Annotated in this window: 14 protein-coding genes; 8 read left to right on the forward strand and 6 right to left on the reverse strand. The window is 58.4% G+C overall.

Annotated features, from left to right (window positions below; all coding sequences use genetic code 11):
* Positions 1-340 precede the first annotated feature (340 nt).
* Together WF513_RS15245 and WF513_RS15250 are read left to right on the forward strand one after the other, a co-directional pair.
* Positions 341-1,789: a TolC family outer membrane protein gene (locus WF513_RS15245; RefSeq protein ID WP_339080249.1), complete on the forward strand. Its 1,449-nt coding sequence runs from the start codon at positions 341-343 to the stop codon at positions 1,787-1,789.
* A 232-nt stretch (positions 1,790-2,021) separates the two neighbouring features.
* Complete coding sequence (locus WF513_RS15250) at positions 2,022-2,690, forward strand: thermonuclease family protein (protein ID WP_339080250.1); 669 nt, start codon at positions 2,022-2,024, stop codon at positions 2,688-2,690.
* 105 nt (positions 2,691-2,795) lie between these two features.
* Here WF513_RS15250 and waaA read toward each other — a convergent pair whose 3' ends face one another.
* A complete protein-coding gene (gene waaA / locus WF513_RS15255; protein WP_339080251.1) occupies positions 2,796-4,079 on the reverse strand; it encodes a lipid IV(A) 3-deoxy-D-manno-octulosonic acid transferase in 1,284 nt (427 codons plus the stop codon).
* Positions 4,080-4,258: 179 nt separating this feature from the next.
* On the opposite strand from waaA, the gene WF513_RS15260 reads away from it, so the two are divergent.
* The 4 genes from WF513_RS15260 (at position 4,259) to WF513_RS15275 (ending at position 7,563) form a co-directional block, all read left to right on the forward strand.
* Positions 4,259-4,591 carry a multidrug efflux SMR transporter gene (locus WF513_RS15260; protein WP_339080252.1) on the forward strand — a complete coding sequence of 111 codons (333 nt, stop codon included), beginning with the start codon at positions 4,259-4,261 and terminating at the stop codon, positions 4,589-4,591.
* Between the two features lie 53 nt (positions 4,592-4,644).
* Positions 4,645-5,817, forward strand: a complete 1,173-nt coding sequence (locus tag WF513_RS15265; protein WP_339080253.1) for an FAD-dependent oxidoreductase — start codon at positions 4,645-4,647, stop codon at positions 5,815-5,817.
* A complete protein-coding gene (locus WF513_RS15270) occupies positions 5,817-6,623 on the forward strand; it encodes an aldo/keto reductase (protein WP_339080255.1) in 807 nt (268 codons plus the stop codon). Before WF513_RS15265 ends, WF513_RS15270 begins: the two co-directional genes overlap by 1 nt.
* Positions 6,624-6,684: 61 nt before the next feature.
* The gene (locus tag WF513_RS15275) at positions 6,685-7,563 is read left to right on the forward strand and encodes a metal ABC transporter ATPase (RefSeq protein ID WP_339080256.1); all 879 of its coding nucleotides are present in this window, start codon (positions 6,685-6,687) and stop codon (positions 7,561-7,563) included.
* 123 nt (positions 7,564-7,686) lie between these two features.
* Here WF513_RS15275 and hldE read toward each other — a convergent pair whose 3' ends face one another.
* The 4 genes from hldE to msbA all read right to left on the reverse strand — a co-directional run bounded on the left by hldE (position 7,687) and on the right by msbA (position 13,290).
* Entirely contained in the window at positions 7,687-9,108 is a 1,422-nt protein-coding gene (gene hldE / locus WF513_RS15280; protein ID WP_339080258.1) for a bifunctional D-glycero-beta-D-manno-heptose-7-phosphate kinase/D-glycero-beta-D-manno-heptose 1-phosphate adenylyltransferase HldE, read from the reverse strand.
* 62 nt (positions 9,109-9,170) lie between these two features.
* Positions 9,171-10,571 (reverse strand): PIG-L family deacetylase, encoded by a 1,401-nt coding sequence (locus WF513_RS15285; RefSeq protein WP_339080259.1) that lies wholly within the window; start codon positions 10,569-10,571, stop codon positions 9,171-9,173.
* A gap of 2 nt (positions 10,572-10,573) precedes the next feature.
* A complete protein-coding gene (locus WF513_RS15290) occupies positions 10,574-11,470 on the reverse strand; it encodes a GNAT family N-acetyltransferase (RefSeq protein WP_339080260.1) in 897 nt (298 codons plus the stop codon).
* On the reverse strand, positions 11,470-13,290 hold the full coding sequence (gene msbA, locus WF513_RS15295) for a lipid A export permease/ATP-binding protein MsbA (protein ID WP_339080261.1): 1,821 nt from the start codon (positions 13,288-13,290) through the stop codon (positions 11,470-11,472). The genes WF513_RS15290 and msbA overlap by 1 nt, the downstream gene beginning before the upstream one ends.
* Positions 13,291-13,477: 187 nt before the next feature.
* Here msbA and WF513_RS15300 point away from each other — a divergent pair, with 187 nt between their 5' ends.
* Together WF513_RS15300 and WF513_RS15305 are read left to right on the forward strand one after the other, a co-directional pair.
* A complete protein-coding gene (locus tag WF513_RS15300; protein ID WP_339080262.1) occupies positions 13,478-14,665 on the forward strand; it encodes an O-antigen ligase family protein in 1,188 nt (395 codons plus the stop codon).
* On the forward strand, positions 14,665-15,300 hold the full coding sequence (locus WF513_RS15305) for a lipopolysaccharide kinase InaA family protein (protein WP_339080263.1): 636 nt from the start codon (positions 14,665-14,667) through the stop codon (positions 15,298-15,300). The genes WF513_RS15300 and WF513_RS15305 overlap by 1 nt, the downstream gene beginning before the upstream one ends.
* A gap of 11 nt (positions 15,301-15,311) precedes the next feature.
* Here the strand turns inward: WF513_RS15305 and WF513_RS15310 are convergent, their stop codons facing one another.
* The gene (locus tag WF513_RS15310) at positions 15,312-15,950 is read right to left on the reverse strand and encodes a CatB-related O-acetyltransferase (protein WP_339080264.1); all 639 of its coding nucleotides are present in this window, start codon (positions 15,948-15,950) and stop codon (positions 15,312-15,314) included.
* Between the last annotated feature and the right edge of the window lie 2 nt (positions 15,951-15,952).

Raw genomic sequence — 15,952 nt, forward strand, 5'->3', positions numbered from 1 at the left:
CCTATGCGCCACATGCGCATGACCCATCCGTCGCATCGTGACGCCGAGGGTTACCGAGCGGAATTGTTGCACCCAACTAACATAGGCAAGGCGTTGCCCACTACACTAGCGCCCTGTTCGGTGAGTTACTTAGCTCACGTTCGGCTCACGAAGGCTCTGAGACAGGCTACTGCGGGGCGTCATAGCAAACGATGGCAAGCAGCAGTAATCCAACATCAGAACACAGGCGCTGTAATTGCCTAATTGAACCCGCCGCGCAGACCGCTCACCATAACCGCCTTGACCCACCCGGCACGGCCACTTAGCCTTGCTGATTACCGCCAAACTCAGGATCACCCTCATGTTGCGCAGACTCTCTCTGGCTCTCGCCGTGGCCGCCGCGTCGAACGGAATGGCCTGGGCTGAACAAGCCCCGCTGTCCACCAAAACTGACTTGGTCACGGTTTACCAAGAAGCCGCCGCCAACAACGCTGATCTCGCCGCCGCCCGCGCTGACTACCAAGCGCGCAGCGAAGTGGTGCCTCAGGCCCGAGCAGGCCTGCTGCCGAACCTCTCCGCCGGTGCCAACCTCAGCGACACCCGCACACAAATTGACTCGCCGGCTAACACCAGCTCGCGCAGCGGGCTGGTCTACCAAGCCAACCTCAGCCAGCCGCTGTTCCGTGCTGATCGCTGGTTCCAGCTGCAGGCCGCGCAAGCCGCCGACGAACAAGCGGCGCTGGAGCTGTCCGCCACCGAGCAGAACCTGATTTTGCAAAGTGCCGAAGGTTACTTTGCCGTGCTGCGCGCCCAAGACAACTTGGCCTCGACCAAGGCCGAAGAAGCCGCGTTCAAGCGCCAACTGGACCAAGCCAACGAGCGCTTCGATGTTGGCCTGTCGGATAAAACCGACGTGCTGGAAGCCCAGGCCGGTTTTGACACCGCCCGCGCCAATCGCATCATCGCCCAGCGCCAGGTTGAAGACGCCTTTCAGGCCTTGATCACCCTGACCAACCGTGACTTCGTCGCCCTTGAAGGTATCGAGCACAGCCTGCCGATCCTCGCGCCAACGCCGAATGACGCCAAAGCATGGGTCGACACCGCCGCCGCGCAGAACCTTAACCTGCAAGCCAGCAACTTCGCCGTTGAAGCCGCCGAAGAAACCTTGCGCCAACGCAAATCTGGCCATGCGCCGACCTTAGATGCAGTCGCCAGCTTCCAAAAAGGCGACAACGACAGCTTGGGCTTCAGCAACTCAGGCTCCAGAGGCCTGGGCCAACCGTCATTCAGTGGCGACGTAGAACAACGCTCCATCGGCCTGCAACTGAATATCCCGCTGTACAGCGGTGGCCTCACCAGCTCGCAAGTGCGCGAGTCTTACCAGCGCCTAAACCAAACCGAGCAACTGCGGGAAAGCCTGCGCCGTCAAGTGGTGCAAAACACTCGCAACCTGCACCGCGCAGTCAACACCGACGTAGAAACCGTGCAGGCGCGTAAGCAGTCGATCATCTCTAACCAGAGCGCCCTAGAAGCCACTGAAATCGGCTACCAAGTCGGCACGCGTAACATCGTTGACGTGCTCGACGCCCAGCGCCAGCTGTACAGCTCGGTGCGCAACTACAACAACGCGCGCTACGACTACATCCTCAACAACCTGCGCCTAAAGCAAGCAGCCGGCACCCTAAACCCGGACGACTTGGCAGCGCTGGAGCAGTACCTGAAATCCGATTACAACCCAGATGAAGACTTCCTCCCGCCTGACCTGGCCAAAGCCGCCGAAGCGCAACTGCGCGATGGCCCGCAGTACTGAGTGACACGCGACACAAAAAAGCCCGCTGAGTTAAGCGGGCTTTTTATTGGATTGATGTTGACCATAAGGGCGGGCAGCGTTTCATCGTTCAGGGAGTCCAAACTTGGATAGGCATTGTTCAGAACAACCAAATTTAGTTACCCACTAGTTTCAGGCTGCCTACCCAGCGCGCAAAAACTAGACCACCTGTATAGCTTTAAACTTCCCAATCAAAATAATGCAAGGAGGCTGCGTGAATCGATCACTTTTTTTAATCTTAACCCTCGTACCCGCCATAACTTTCGCGGGTAACTGCAAAGTAATCGATGTGAGTGATGGCGATACGTTCACGTGCTTCACCGATGAAAATGAACAGGTAAAAGTACGATTGGCCGAGATTGATGCGCCCGAAATGAATCAAGCTTATGGCGATCGTTCCAAGCAGGCCTTATACAACCTCATATCCAGTGAAATGGTAAGCATGGATATTCAAGAAATAGACAGCTATGGCCGCTCTGTAGCACGAGTCAAAAGAGGTGATGGTGTTGACGTTAACGCTGAGCAAATCCGCTCAGGAGCGGCTTGGGTTTACCCGAAGCATCTAAAGGACAAGTCACTGATAATCATAGAAGCCGAGGCTAAGAATCGTCAGCTTGGTATCTGGGCGCTGCCAGCCTCAGATCAAATTCCCCCGTGGCAATGGCGTCATTCTGGGCAACCAGTTAAAGCGCCTGCATCAAAGCCAGTGCGGCAAACAACGTTTTCTCAAAGCGAATCTTCAAGCGGCGGGTTTGACTGCAGTACGCTTAAATGGTGTGGCCAAATGAGTTGTGCTGAAGCGCGATACCAGTTGACTCAATGCAGGAACCCTAACTTGGACGGCGATAGGGATGGCATACCGTGTGAAAGACAGTGCAGGTAATACGGGATTTTATGCTTCTTAGAACGGCCTAGAAATAGTGAAATAAATAGGGCCATCGCTACTGACTTCTCAACTAATTCCCCAGCATCAGCCCAACCTAAACCGTTAGCTGAGCAACCGTCCCAACCCCGCCAGCAGCCGTGCCAGCGCACCTTGGTTAGCCTGCATCACGGCCAACCCAGCCGCGCGCATGGCCTCTGCTGTTTCAGGTTCGCGCCACAGCCGCGCCACCTGCTGGGCTAAATCATCTACCCCCGTCACTTCGCTCAACGCACCCGCGCTGCGCAGTTGCGCGGCAATTTCCAGAAAGTTAAACAGGTGCGGGCCGCTCAGCACCGGCTTGCCCAGCGCTGCTGGCTCCAGCAAGTTATGACCGCCATTGGCCACTAGGCTGCCGCCGACAAAGGCGCTGTCGGCCAAGGCGTAGAGAAACAGCAGCTCGCCCATGGTGTCGCCCAGCAGCACTTGATCAGCCGCGTTTACTGGCTCTGCGCTGGAGCGACGCTGAGTGATAAAGCCTTGCCGCTGGCACAGCTCAAACACCGCGTTGAAACGCTCAGGATGACGCGGCACCAGAATCAACAGCGCATCAGGGCTCAGCTTGAGCAGCTGACGGTGCGCGGCGAGGACGATTTCATCCTCACCGGCATGGGTGCTGGCGGCGATCCAGACGGGGCGCGACGTAGCCTGCCATTGCTCACGCGAAGCAGCGGCGCGTGTGGGCAAGGCCGGATCAATGGTGAGATCGAACTTGATCGAGCCGGTGACTTCAACGCACTCAGCACGCGCGCCAAGGCGGCGAAAACGCTCGGCCTCCAGTGCCGTCTGCGCAGCAATCAAATCCAGCTTGGCAAGCATCGGCGCGGTCAGTTTGGCAAAGCGCGCATAACCACGCGCCGAGCGCTCGGACAACCGCGCGTTGGCCAGCGCCACGGGAATACCGCGCAGGGCGCACTGGTGAATATGGTTGGGCCACAATTCGGTTTCCATGATCACTGCCAGCGTGGGCTGAACCTGATTGAGAAACCGCGCTGCCGCCCACGGCAAGTCATACGGCAGGTAGCAGTGCTGCACGCGACCGGCATACTCTGCGCCGCCAAACAGGGCCTGAATACGCTCCGAGCCGGTGGGGGTCATGCAGGTCATGGTGATCGGCAGATCCGGGTAGCGCGCCAGTAACTCGCGCACCAACGGGGCAGCGGCGATGCTCTCGCCCACCGACACCGCATGCAGCCAAATACCGCCCGGTTTAAGCGGCGGCAGACCAAACGAAAAGCGCTCGCCGATGCGTTTAGCATACGCCGGCGCTCGCCACGCCCGCCATGCTAAACGACCAGCCACCAGCGGCAGCACGAGATAAAACAACAGGGTGTAGAGGCGTCTATTCATGGCGGGCAGCTTATGCACATTGAGCAACCTCGTCGAGTCGCGGTCACTCGCTGCACGTCTAGCGGCAGAACTTTTGGGGTCAGCACGTGCCTGCTGTGGAGCTGAAACGACTGAGTAATGCCCTTATCCCATGCGCATAGCCGCTAGAATGGTCGCCGGACCATTATGGAGGCCACAGCATGAGCGGCTATCTCTACCTGGCTATCGCCATCACCGCCGAAGTCATCGCCACCACCTCAATGAAGGCCTTAGACGGCTTCAATAAACCGCTACCGCTGATACTGGTTGTGGTCGGCTACTGCATCTCGTTCTGGATGCTCAGCTTGGTGGTGAAGACCATCCCGGTCGGCGTCGCCTATGCCGTGTGGGCAGGCATGGGCATTGTGCTGGTGAGCATTGCAGCGGTGTTTCTCTACCAACAACGGCTGGACCTGCCGGCCATGCTCGGCATGGGATTAATTGTCGCCGGCGTGGTGGTAATTCAGCTGTTCTCGCAGAGCACTGGGCATTGACTCAGGTGCGAGCGGGTTATACTGCGCGCCTGTTTTCCCGGTGAGACACATGCATGTCCCAGGCGTTAAGCACTGATGTTTTGATCGTAGGCGGTGGCGTTGCCGGCCTCTGGCTGAACGCGCGCCTGCGCCGTCAAGGCTTTGCCACCGTATTGGTGGAGCGCGCGTGCTTGGGCGGCGGGCAGAGTGTCAAATCCCAAGGCATCATTCACGGCGGTGCTAAATACGCGCTGCACGGTGCATTGACTGGCGCTTCTGAAGCCATCGCCGATATGCCACGGCGCTGGCGCGAAGCGCTAGCCGGTAGCGGCGAGCTGGATCTGGCTGGCGTCCGCCTGCTTTCCGATGCCCATTACCTGTGGTCGCCCGGCAGCTTGGCCGGCAATATCACCAGTTTTTTCGCCAGCAAAGCGGTGCGCGGCCGCGTCGATCAGGTCAAAGGCGAACAGCTGCCGCCTGCGCTGCAGCACCCCACATTCAAGGGCAAAGTTTACCGCTTGGCCGAGTTGGTGCTGGATGTGCCGAGCGTGATCAAGCGCCTCAGCGAACTGGCCGGTGACGGCTTGCTGGCGGGCGAATGCATCGAACCGCTGCGAGAAAATGGCCAGCTGGTTGGGCTGATTATTGATGGTCGCGAAATTCGCGCGCAGCGCGTCATCCTCAGCGCCGGCAGCGGTAACGCCGAGTTGCTCAGCAGCCTCGGATTGAGCCAGCCGACTCAGCAATTACGGCCGCTGCATATGGTGCTGGTCAAGGGGCCGAGCTTGAAACCGCTGTATGCCCACTGCCTCGGCGGTGGCCCCAAGCCACGCGTGACAATTACCACGCACCCCGCAGCTGATGGCCAATGGGTGTGGTATTTGGGTGGCGACTTGGCTGAAGCCGATGGCGTGGCGCGTGATGAAGCCAGCCAGATCAAAGCCGCACAAAAAGAGCTGAGCGACTTGCTACCCTGGGTCGATCTCTCCGCCGCACAATGGGCCACGCTGCGCATCGACCGCGCCGAGCCGGCACAATCAGGCTTGGTGCGTCCGGACAACGCGTTTCTGCATGAGCAAGGCTCACTGCTGGTAGGCTGGCCAACCAAACTGGCCCTGGCCCCAGACTTTGCCGACCGCGTGCTGGCCGCCTTTAACCGTGACGGCATTCAGCCAGCGACGCACGCGCCACTGCCCGCCTTGCCGCGCCCCACTGTCGCCCCGCCCTTTTGGCAGGGGCTGGTCTGATGCATAGCCTGCACAACCTGCACCGTCCGCTTGGCAGCAGCGGCCTGCTGGTTTCACCACTGGGCTTAGGGACGGTCAAACTGGGCCGCGATCAGGGCGTGAAATACCCCAATGGTTTCACCATTCCCGATGACGCCGCCGCCCGTGAGCTGCTGGCACAGGCCCGTGATCTGGGCATCAACCTACTCGACACCGCGCCGGCCTACGGCACCAGCGAAACCCGCCTCGGCCCTCTGCTGCGCGGGCAACGCCAGCAATGGATCATCGCCAGTAAAGTTGGCGAGGAATTTGACAACGGCGTGTCGCACTTTGACTTCAGCGCCGCGCACACGCGCTTCTCCGTGGAGCGCAGCCTCAAACGCCTGGAAACTGACTTTATCGACCTGGTGCTGGTGCATTCCGACGGTAACGATGTGGCCATTCTGCGTGATCGCGGCGTTTACCAGACGCTGGCCGAGCTTAAGCGCGAGGGCAAAATTCGCGGGTTTGGTTTTTCCGGTAAAACCGTCGAGGGCGGCCTGCTGGCACTGGAAACAGGCGACTGCGCGATGGTCACCTACAACCTCAATGAGCAAGGCGAACGGGCCGTGCTGGACTATGCCGCGCTGCATGGCAAAGGCATCTTGATCAAAAAAGCGCTGGCCAGCGGCCATGCTTGCGTGGTCGGCGCCGACCCGGTACGCGCCAGTTTTGAACTGATTTTCAGCCATCCGGCGGCCAGCAGCGCCATCATCGGCACCATCAACCCGCACCACTTGGCGCATAACGTCGCCACCGCCGCCGCTGTAATTCAGGATATTGCCTAAGCGTTTGCGGCCGACCAACTGTGCCAAGCTCTGAGGCCCTAGCCCGCCGCGAGGAGCTGCCATGCCGCGCATCCTGATCCGTAAAAACCCCAGCAGCTTTAAGACCCTACAACTGTTGGTTGAAGCCAGCCCCGAAGGCCTGAGCTATCAAGGCCAAGGCATGCCACTGAACTTTGCGCAGATGCTGGAAAAGCGCAAACCGCTGGCAGTGGCAAATAACCAACGTTTTACCGTGGAGCTGGCCAACTTGGGCGTGTCCATACGTCTGACCCTCAATTGGCAGGGCCGCGATCACTGGGTATTGGTGCGTCAACGCCGCGCGGATCGCGGCGATGTGGTGCTCAAGCTGATCTCCGGTTATGTGCCGGCACACGAACTTAACCTGCCGCTGCTGACCGCGATTCAAGAAATGGCCGAAGAATGCCTGATGGAAACCCCGGAAGGCTGGTTGAGTGGGCGCTTCGGCGACACCTGGCTGCCAACGCCCTACCAGAGCAGCCTGCACTACCTGGAAAACACTCATTTCAGCCTTAGCCCGCTGTCTGGCGCAGCGCGCCCAGTGCAATGTGGCACCCTCAAGCTGCTCGAGCGCCCGCGCGCTTACGTGCACGTGCCGACGGCTTCGCTGCAACTGGTCTACGACCTGCGCCTGGACCTGCCCAAAGAGGCGCGCCAAATCAGCCTGTTGCATGTCGATGAACAACTAGAAAACGGCACACTCATCGCCCGCCTTAACCGCGCCCGCCCCGACCTATTTTTGATCCCGCTGGATCAAGGCCGCCCGACCGCTGAACTGCTGACGCTCAAACAAGGCGAGCTACAGCCCGCCAGCACCCGCGGCCTGTGGCTCGCGGAAAGCTTCGCCGCGCAAGACGGCTGGCTGGTACGCGATGAGCGCATTCGCTGGAAAGACTGGCTAACCCAACAAAATACAGCCTAAGCCGGGCTCAGGATCAATCCGAGACTGATTGAGCAATTGGTGGCGCACCAGCACCCGCTCAACTGGCCTGCGGGCTAATACCTAAGGCCGGTGGCTGATGACTCAGCCACCCACCATAGCGGCCTAATTACTGCGGATTTTTTCAACAATTGCCGTGGTCGAGCTGTTTTCCACCAGCCCCAGCACGCGCACTTCGCCGCCGTAGGCGCTGACGATATCGGCACCGACGACACCTTCGATGCCGTAATCGCCGCCCTTAACCAACACATCCGGCTTGACTGCGCGCAATAGGTTTTCTGGGGTGTCTTCACTGAAGCTCACCACCCAGTCCACCGCGCCCAGGCCGGCCAGTACGGCCATGCGTCGGTCCACTGCGTTGATCGGTCGTCCCGGACCCTTTAAACGGCTGACCGAGGCATCGTCGTTAACCGCTAATACCAGCCGATCACCCTGAGCGCGCGCCTGTTCCAGATAGCTCACGTGACCGGCATGCAATATGTCGAAGCAACCATTGGTGAACACAATTTTTTCGCCATGGGCGCGGGCGTCTTCAATCGCCAGGAGCAATTGATCAAGGCTGAGCACGCCTCGCTCAGAACCAGCTTCTCGCTGAATCGCGCGGCGCAGCTCTGGCGCGCTGATCGCGGCGGTGCCGAGTTTGCCGACCACGATACCGGCTGCCAAGTTGGCCAATGCCACGGCATGCGGCAGCTCCTCGCCTGCAGCCAAACTGGCGGCCAAGGTGGAAATCACTGTATCGCCGGCACCTGTCACGTCAAACACTTCGCGCGCACGCGCCGGCAAATGCAGGGCTGGATGCTGCGGACGCAGCAAGGTCATGCCGTGCTCACCACGGGTGATTAGCAGCGCACCCAACTCCAGCTCAGCCATCAAGGCCGCGCCCTTGGCCACTAAGTCCGCCTCATCGACGCAGTGGCCGACGATGGTTTCGAACTCATGCAAGTTGGGGGTAATCAGGCTGGCGCCACGGTAGATGGAAAAATCCTTGCCCTTGGGGTCGGCTAACACGGCAATACCGTTGCTGCGCGCCAGTTGCACCAGCGCCTGATGGTTCTGCAGCGCGCCCTTGCCGTAATCGGAGAGAATCAGCACCTTAATGCCTGCCAATTGCGACTCGACACTGGCCAGCAACGCCGAGCTGTCGGTGCGAAACGGCTCTTCAAAATCCATGCGCAGTAACTGCTGATGACGACTCATAACCCGCAGCTTGACGATGGTGGGCTGATCCTTAATGCACTGAAACAGGGTTTTCACCCCAACAGCATGCAGGCTGTTGGTCAGGCTAGTCGCCGCTTCATCCTGGCCAGTCACACCGACCAACACGACGGGCGCGCCGAGGGCCGCAATGTTCAGCGCCACGTTGGCAGCACCGCCCGGACGATCCTCAATTTGCTCGACCTTGACCACCGGCACCGGCGCTTCTGGGGAAATCCGCGAGGTGGCGCCATGCCAATAACGGTCGAGCATGACATCGCCCACCACCAACACGGTGGCCTGATCGAAACGCGGCATGGACAATTTCATAAACACTCCAAAAGCGGCGAGCAAACGCCGCAAATCATACTACGTGTGGGCACATAACCAGTTTAGTCGCCGAGCGTACGCACCCAGAACAACTCATGCCGGCGCACTGCTTTACGGAAGAATTCATCGTCGCCCGTTATCGGCCACCGACGACCCACCAGAATGCGCTGGATCAACCGACGGAGGCGCCGCTTAAGCGGTAATGCGCCTTGTAAATCGTGTTGCATGGCCAAGGCCATGGCTTTATCCAGCTGCTGCAAAGCGTCCAGGCAAGGGCTCCACAAACCATCTGCTGGCAGGGCTTCAATGGCAGGCGGCAAGGCAATACCGAAACCCGCAGGGCCCATGGGCCAGCGATCGTTGTCGTGCAGATGATTGGCATACAGCAGCAAGGTTTTCGGCTTCCAACTGCTTAGCTGAATCGCCTCCAGCAGCGCCTGAGTACTGGCGACATGGTCGCTGTGCGGGTCCAGCTGAGGGTGCGGTGTGACCAGCACCTGCGGCTGAAAATACTCAAGGCTCGCAGCAAGATCGGCGACTAGATTGCGCCAACTGGGGATGCCATCAACATCGCCGGGCAACTGGATGGCATTGGCGGCGCGCACGCTGCGAATATCCTGTTCAGCCGATTCGCGCGAGCCAACACCCAGCTCTGGCTGCGCCTGCATCGCCGGCAATTGTAGGCAGTAATAGCCCAGTTGCAGGCACTGGCTTTGCGGCACGCCCCCCCACAGCGGCACGGCGAGGCTGTCCCAGGCACGCAAACGGCCCTTAAGCCTCGCCGCGGCGACTTTATCTAGCCCCAGCGCTTGATAACTCTCGGCCTCAATTTCGCCTTGAGTGAGGGTGACAATGCTGACATCCCGCGCACGGCTATACAGCCCAAATGCCGCCAGCTCGGCATCGTCGGCATGCGGCGCGACAACCATCACGCGCTGTTCGGTGTAATCCGGACTGCTCAGGGCATACAAGGTGACAGTCGGCTCAATGCTGCAGAAGCGGCCACGCAGTTGCAGCGTTCCACTGACCAACGCATGCCGTTGACCGGACAGATTTAGGTAACGACGGCCGTTTACTCCACGCTCAAAATCTTGGCGGTCTGTACCCACTAACACGTGCGGATCAAACCAGCGACCGAGCCAGCTTGCTTTGATACGCACCTGCAGAATGAGCGTTTCGGCCTCGCCAATATCACCCTCTAGCAACAGGTTCCCGGCGTCGATGCGCCCGGCCAATAAAAGCACGCCGCCCGCAAAGTCATAGGTGTAATCATCATCAGGGGAGTAATACAGGTGATCGGCAAACCAAGCTTCATGCGCCACCCAGCCCACCAGCAGGAGCAACGGCAGCCACCACCACGTAAGCAACACACCGACCAACAGCAGCACAACCAGCGCCAGTAGAAGAGCGATACGCTTTTGCCGACGATGACGTTTAAGGAGAACCTGCTTGCGTGCGGACATAGTCAGACCTGATAAACCGGCAACCGGTTGCACCAGCGGTCTTTGTATTCGCGGTCGGCCCGGCCAAAGGAATAGCGCAGCGGCTTGCCGAGCGCCCGCGCCTCAGACCATGCCGTTTGCGTGTTGATAAAACTCAGTACGCTGCCGGGGCTGAACTCGCGATTTTGCGGGTCAACACCGCCGTTGATGTACTCCAGGCTGACCCATTGCGGCGCCTCGACGCGATACAGCACCTGGATCGCCACCGGCTGGTCATTTAGATAAATCAGCGAACCGGTCATAAAGTCGCGCATCAGGCTAAACACCTCAGCCAAGTGCGCTTTACCGGTGGCCTCAAACCCCCAGCGGCGCTGAAACAGATCAGCGTAAATCAGCGCCTGCTCAGCGGCGCTCAAGTCCAACATTGGTCGAACTAAGCCGCCCGCCTCTTCCAACAAACGCTGCTCGCGGCGCTGGTTGTAGCGAAATTTCTTGCTGTATTGCTCAGGTTCGCGAGCCAAAGCGAGGCCCTCGGGCTGCTCACGCAAGGTGGTGATTGCAGGGGAGTTCAACATCGACACATAACACGCATGATGGCGCACGGGCATCCGCGCTTCAGCGGCAAGCGGCAGGATGATTTCGGCATTGCCTAAGTCAAACAGCCCGCGCTTACCCTGCTGCTTAAGCACATCCTTGGACAGCGCCAAATGTCGCCCCCACGTCGGCATAGCGCCTTGCAACTCACCCTGCGTAAACCAGCCGAGGTAACGCACCTCAATACCCGCCAGACCCGCTAAGCGCTCGACCACTTGGGGATGAGTGGCCACACTGCCGCCAAAACGCTGCCAGGCTTGCGCATAAGTGACGGCATCAATTGGAGCCCAACCGCGCTCACGCCAGGCGCGTAAATAACCGAGCATCAGGCACCGGACTCCAACGGAGAACCATCAACAGTCTCCGCAAAATCCTTCTCGTGTAGGCGCGCGTAGTAACCGTTTTGCGCCAACAATTCGGCATGCGTGCCGCGTTCCACAATGCGCCCTTGGTCCATAACCAAGATCAAGTCGGCCTTCTCGATAGTGGACAGACGGTGAGCGATCACAAGAGTGGTTCGTCCTTTCATCACCTCATCCAAGGCGGCCTGGATATGCCGCTCTGACTCAGTATCCAAGGCCGAGGTTGCCTCATCGAGAATTAACAGCGGTGCGTTTTTCAACAAAGCTCGAGCAATGGCAAGACGCTGCCGTTGACCACCGGACAACAACACGCCATTTTCACCGACTAGGGTTTCGTAGCCTTGCGGCATCTTTTCGATAAACTCGGCGGCATAGGCGGCCTCCGCCGCGTTACGCACATCATCCAACGGCGCACCCTGCAAATCGCCGTAGGCGATATTGTTGGCAACCGTATCGTTAAATAGCGTTACGTGCTGCGTAACCAAGGCAATATGCCGGCGCAAGTTCAACAGTTTGTAGTCTTCGACATCCAGACCATCGAGTAGGATTTGCCCTTGATCATGGTGGTAAAAGCGCGGAATCAGGCTGGCCAAGGTAGATTTACCACTGCCCGACCGCCCCACAAGGGCGACCATTTGCCCAGGTTCGGCAACAAAGCTGATGTCATTCAGTACCGGCTTGTCACTACTGGAGTATTGGAAGCTCAGGTTATTCACCTCCAGCCGACCGCTCACACGCTCGCGAGTCTGGATGCCGCGGTCAACCTCTGGAACCTCATCCAACTGCTCAAAAATGCTCTCCGCTCCAGCCATGCCTTTCTGAATGGTGGAGCTCACCTCAGACAACTGACGGATCGGCTTAGGCAGAAGGCCAGCCAAGGTAATGTAGGCCACTAGGTCACCGGCAGAGGCATCGCCACGCATAAACAGAACCAAGAACATCAGCACCGCCATAGCGCTGTAGATCACCAGCTGCAGCATAGGCGTGTAGACGGCGCCGGTCTTGGTCATGCGCAGCTGCTTTTCGGTGTTGCTCATGCTGGAGTTGAGAAACCGCTTCTGCTCATAGGCCTCGCCGCCGAAGCTGCGCACGACCCGATAACCTTGGATGGTTTCCGAAGCGACGTGGGTGACATCGCCCATAGCCACTTGGATCTTCTGACTCTGCTTGCGGAACTTGCGACTGGCACTGCTGACCATCATGCCGATCACCGGCAGGATGGCAACCATCACGAGTGTCAGCTTCCAGTTCATCCACAGCAGGGTGGCGAACAGGAAGATCACCGTCATCCCTTCGCGGATAACCACCTTGATGGCATCCGTAGCCGCTCCTGTGACCATGGTAACGTTAAAGGTAATACGCGAGATCACGTGCCCGGAGTTATGGCTATCAAAATACCGATTAGGAAGCGTCAGTAAGTTATTGAAAAGCGCTACCCGCAGATCATGCACTAAACCCAGCGAGACCTTAGCCAGGAAGTAATTACCTAAAAAGGAACCGACCCCTTGCCAAAATGCGATCAAGACAATCAGCAGCGGTACGGCCTGCACTAATTGCAGGTCGCGTAGGTATGGCACGCTAGGAAACAGGCTCGCATCTGGGTTAGACAGGCCATCAACAAAATACTTGAGGATGTAACCGAGCATCGGCTGAGTCGAGGCAAAGATCAAAAAGCCCAGAATACTCAGTGCGAAAAACCCCAGGTAAGGACGAATATAAGTGAGCAAGCGCAGATAGATTTTTAGGCTCGATGAAGAGTCTTGGCTTGCAGCTTTTCCACTCATAAATCCGCCCATATTCGGTAAAAGCGGGATATTAACATAGCCCACCCGGCCTGCGATTAGGCCCACTTGGAACAGCTTAACGACTAAGCCCCCTAAGCTGCCGGGAACAAAGTCGGGCGAGCCAAGGAAAGGCCTGACGTGATCCTGTAGAATCGCTACTCAACCGCCGGACTGGACTTACACCTCGATGCACACACAAATCGACTCATGGACGCAGCGAACCTACGCATTTATATGCACCTGGTTACTGCCGCTTGGCTTTGTCGTCCTGCTTACAGGGCTGGCCGCCCTGCCTGAGCGCAGCCTTTATCACAAGGCCTTCTACGCGCTGATAGCCGCGCCCACTTTAATCGCCCTGGCGTTTCGTCCCCGTATCTGCCTAGCGCTCTTGCGAGACCCCGTGACCATCGCTTTATTGATGTTCTCGACCTGGGCCTTGATCAGCATTAGCTGGTCAGACACCGAGCGGTCCTTCGGCACGCTATTCAAGCGCCCGCTCTATATTCTGATGCTGTTTGCCGCCTGTGCGCTCATAGCGCTGCAAGCCAATACGCGACTCGCCCAAAGCACACTGCTCGCGGCCGTATTGATGCTGCCGCTAACCGCTTATAGCCTGATGATGTTCATGGCCAACGCAACTCCGGGCGAACGGCTGATTGGCTACGGCGCACTAGACAACCCCCTGCTGAGCTCGTATGTCTTCGGTTTTTTTTGCGCGTTTTGGCTGGCATTGAGCATGACCCTAAATCCTCGCCACAGCGGGCTCGCACTAGCTGCAGCCTTACTAATGGGACTGGCATTACTGGCCACCGGATCGCGCACGCCGCTTGCGGCAACAACACTGGTATGCGCCTGGCTGATAATCGCATGCTGGAGCAAACGCTCCGTTTGGCTGCTACTTTGCAGCGTGCTAGGAGCGCTCGCCTTAGTGATGCTCCACCCGGAAACCCTGTCCGAGCGCGGCTTGTCTTATAGACCAGAGCTATGGGCACAAACCCTCAGCATGGTTGCCCAACAACCCTGGCAAGGTTTTGGCTTTGGTGCACACCTAGCGATATTTATCGCCGATCTCAACACCAGCTTTAGTGAACCCCACAACTTTGCGCTGGGGGTGTTGTATTACACCGGCATTATCGGTCTCGCCCTTTGGCTCGCAATGCACGGCCTAGCCCTCTTCCAGTGCTGGAAGCACCGAAGCAACTATTTGTTCCTCGTTTGTGGGGCGCTGCTGGTTTACGGCATCGGCGCCGGCCTAACGGAGGGAGGAGGTATCCTGCCAAGACCCAAAGAACACTGGCTGGCAACCTGGATACCCTTGGCACTGATTGCAGCACTAAGCATCCGTACGCGGCAGGCACAAGGAATACAGCGCTAATGCAAACGCTTTCCCAGCCCGAGTTGAGTGCGCTGACTGCCAATGCCAGCGTGCTTGAACTCGACGGCCTTGGACCAAAAGTTCTTAAACTGACGGACGGCAGCTTTCTTAAGCTGTTCCGAAAGCGCTCAGTATTTTCCAGCGAAACCCTCAAGCCCTATGCCAAGCGCTTTGCAGAGAACGCCGAACGTTTGAAGCGCCTTGGATTCAACAGCCCAGAAATCATTCAGGTGTATTGGCTGGTTGACCCAATCAATAAAACTGCAGTGCATTATTGGCCACTACCCGGGGAAACCTTGCGTCACGTGTTGAGCAGCAGCACTGGCCAGCAACGCAAGGAGCTTGTCGAGCAGTTTGGCGAGCTGTTAGCCAAGCTACATGCCAGTGGCATTTACTTCCGCTCGGTGCACCTAGGCAACGTACTGGTGCAGCCTGACGGACAGCTGGGCTTGATTGACCTCGCAGACATGCGCATCAGCCATTTCGCGCTCAGTCTGCAAAAACGCAAGCGTAACCTGAAGCACATGCGCCGCTATGTGGAAGACCAGAAGTGGCTGTTCGAAGAACACCATGATGCGCTAACAGTAGGCTATGGCCGTATCGCCAAGCAGCAGGCGCTCAAGCTGTTTACGTAATCCGTTCAAACCTAGAGCACTTTAGCCGTCTGCGCCGCACGCTGCCGGGCATACTGCAGAAAGCTATCGAGCTGGTCACTGCACAACAGTGGACTGATGCTACGCACCTCTTGCTCCGGCCACTCCCACCAAGCGGCCTCAAGCAGCGCCGCGCAGACCTCAGGAGGGAAACGCGAGCGTACGTGCCGCGCCGGATTACCTGCCACTATCGAGTAAGGGGCGACATCTCGGCTCACCACAGCACCGGCCGCAACCACGGCACCATGACCCACCGTGACCCCTGACAGAATCACGCTATTAGTGCATAGCCATACATCACTGCCGACCACCACATCACCCCGACTCACGGCATAGCCTTGGATATGCTGAGCCTCGTCAATCATCGCAGGAAACGGGTATGTCGTGACCCAATCAGCGCGATGATGGCCGCCCAGAAAAATCTCTACCTGCTCGGCGATAGAGGTGTAGCTACCAATCTTTAGCGTCGCCCCTTCCTGCCAGTCATGCACGATAGGTATGCCGTAGGTCCCTAGACCGATCTGGTAGTGAGGATAGTGCTGGAGAAACTTCGCCGGCCCACGCTGCAATCTAGGTAGCGTGCGCAGTTGCTTTTTGGCTCGTTTTGCCAGGAAGCGCGCCCACAGCCCCATAA

Source organism: Pseudomonas sp. TMP9 (assembly GCF_037943105.1).
In the GTDB taxonomy this organism is placed as follows: Bacteria; Pseudomonadota; Gammaproteobacteria; order Pseudomonadales; family Pseudomonadaceae; genus Aquipseudomonas.

What these genes read in the sequence shown, in the direction of transcription:
- WF513_RS15245 (WP_339080249.1), top strand. Translation starts at nt 341, where the DNA reads ATGTTGCGCAGACTCTCTCTGGCTCTCGCCGTGGCCGCCGCGTCGAAC.
- waaA (WP_339080251.1), bottom strand. Translation starts at nt 4,079, where the DNA reads ATGAATAGACGCCTCTACACCCTGTTGTTTTATCTCGTGCTGCCGCTG.
- WF513_RS15260 (WP_339080252.1), top strand. Translation starts at nt 4,259, where the DNA reads ATGAGCGGCTATCTCTACCTGGCTATCGCCATCACCGCCGAAGTCATC.
- WF513_RS15265 (WP_339080253.1), top strand. Translation starts at nt 4,645, where the DNA reads ATGTCCCAGGCGTTAAGCACTGATGTTTTGATCGTAGGCGGTGGCGTT.
- WF513_RS15270 (WP_339080255.1), top strand. Translation starts at nt 5,817, where the DNA reads ATGCATAGCCTGCACAACCTGCACCGTCCGCTTGGCAGCAGCGGCCTG.
- WF513_RS15275 (WP_339080256.1), top strand. Translation starts at nt 6,685, where the DNA reads ATGCCGCGCATCCTGATCCGTAAAAACCCCAGCAGCTTTAAGACCCTA.
- hldE (WP_339080258.1), bottom strand. Translation starts at nt 9,108, where the DNA reads ATGAAATTGTCCATGCCGCGTTTCGATCAGGCCACCGTGTTGGTGGTG.
- WF513_RS15285 (WP_339080259.1), bottom strand. Translation starts at nt 10,571, where the DNA reads ATGTCCGCACGCAAGCAGGTTCTCCTTAAACGTCATCGTCGGCAAAAG.
- WF513_RS15290 (WP_339080260.1), bottom strand. Translation starts at nt 11,470, where the DNA reads ATGCTCGGTTATTTACGCGCCTGGCGTGAGCGCGGTTGGGCTCCAATT.
- msbA (WP_339080261.1), bottom strand. Translation starts at nt 13,290, where the DNA reads ATGAGTGGAAAAGCTGCAAGCCAAGACTCTTCATCGAGCCTAAAAATC.
- WF513_RS15300 (WP_339080262.1), top strand. Translation starts at nt 13,478, where the DNA reads ATGCACACACAAATCGACTCATGGACGCAGCGAACCTACGCATTTATA.
- WF513_RS15305 (WP_339080263.1), top strand. Translation starts at nt 14,665, where the DNA reads ATGCAAACGCTTTCCCAGCCCGAGTTGAGTGCGCTGACTGCCAATGCC.
- WF513_RS15310 (WP_339080264.1), bottom strand. Translation starts at nt 15,950, where the DNA reads ATGGGGCTGTGGGCGCGCTTCCTGGCAAAACGAGCCAAAAAGCAACTG.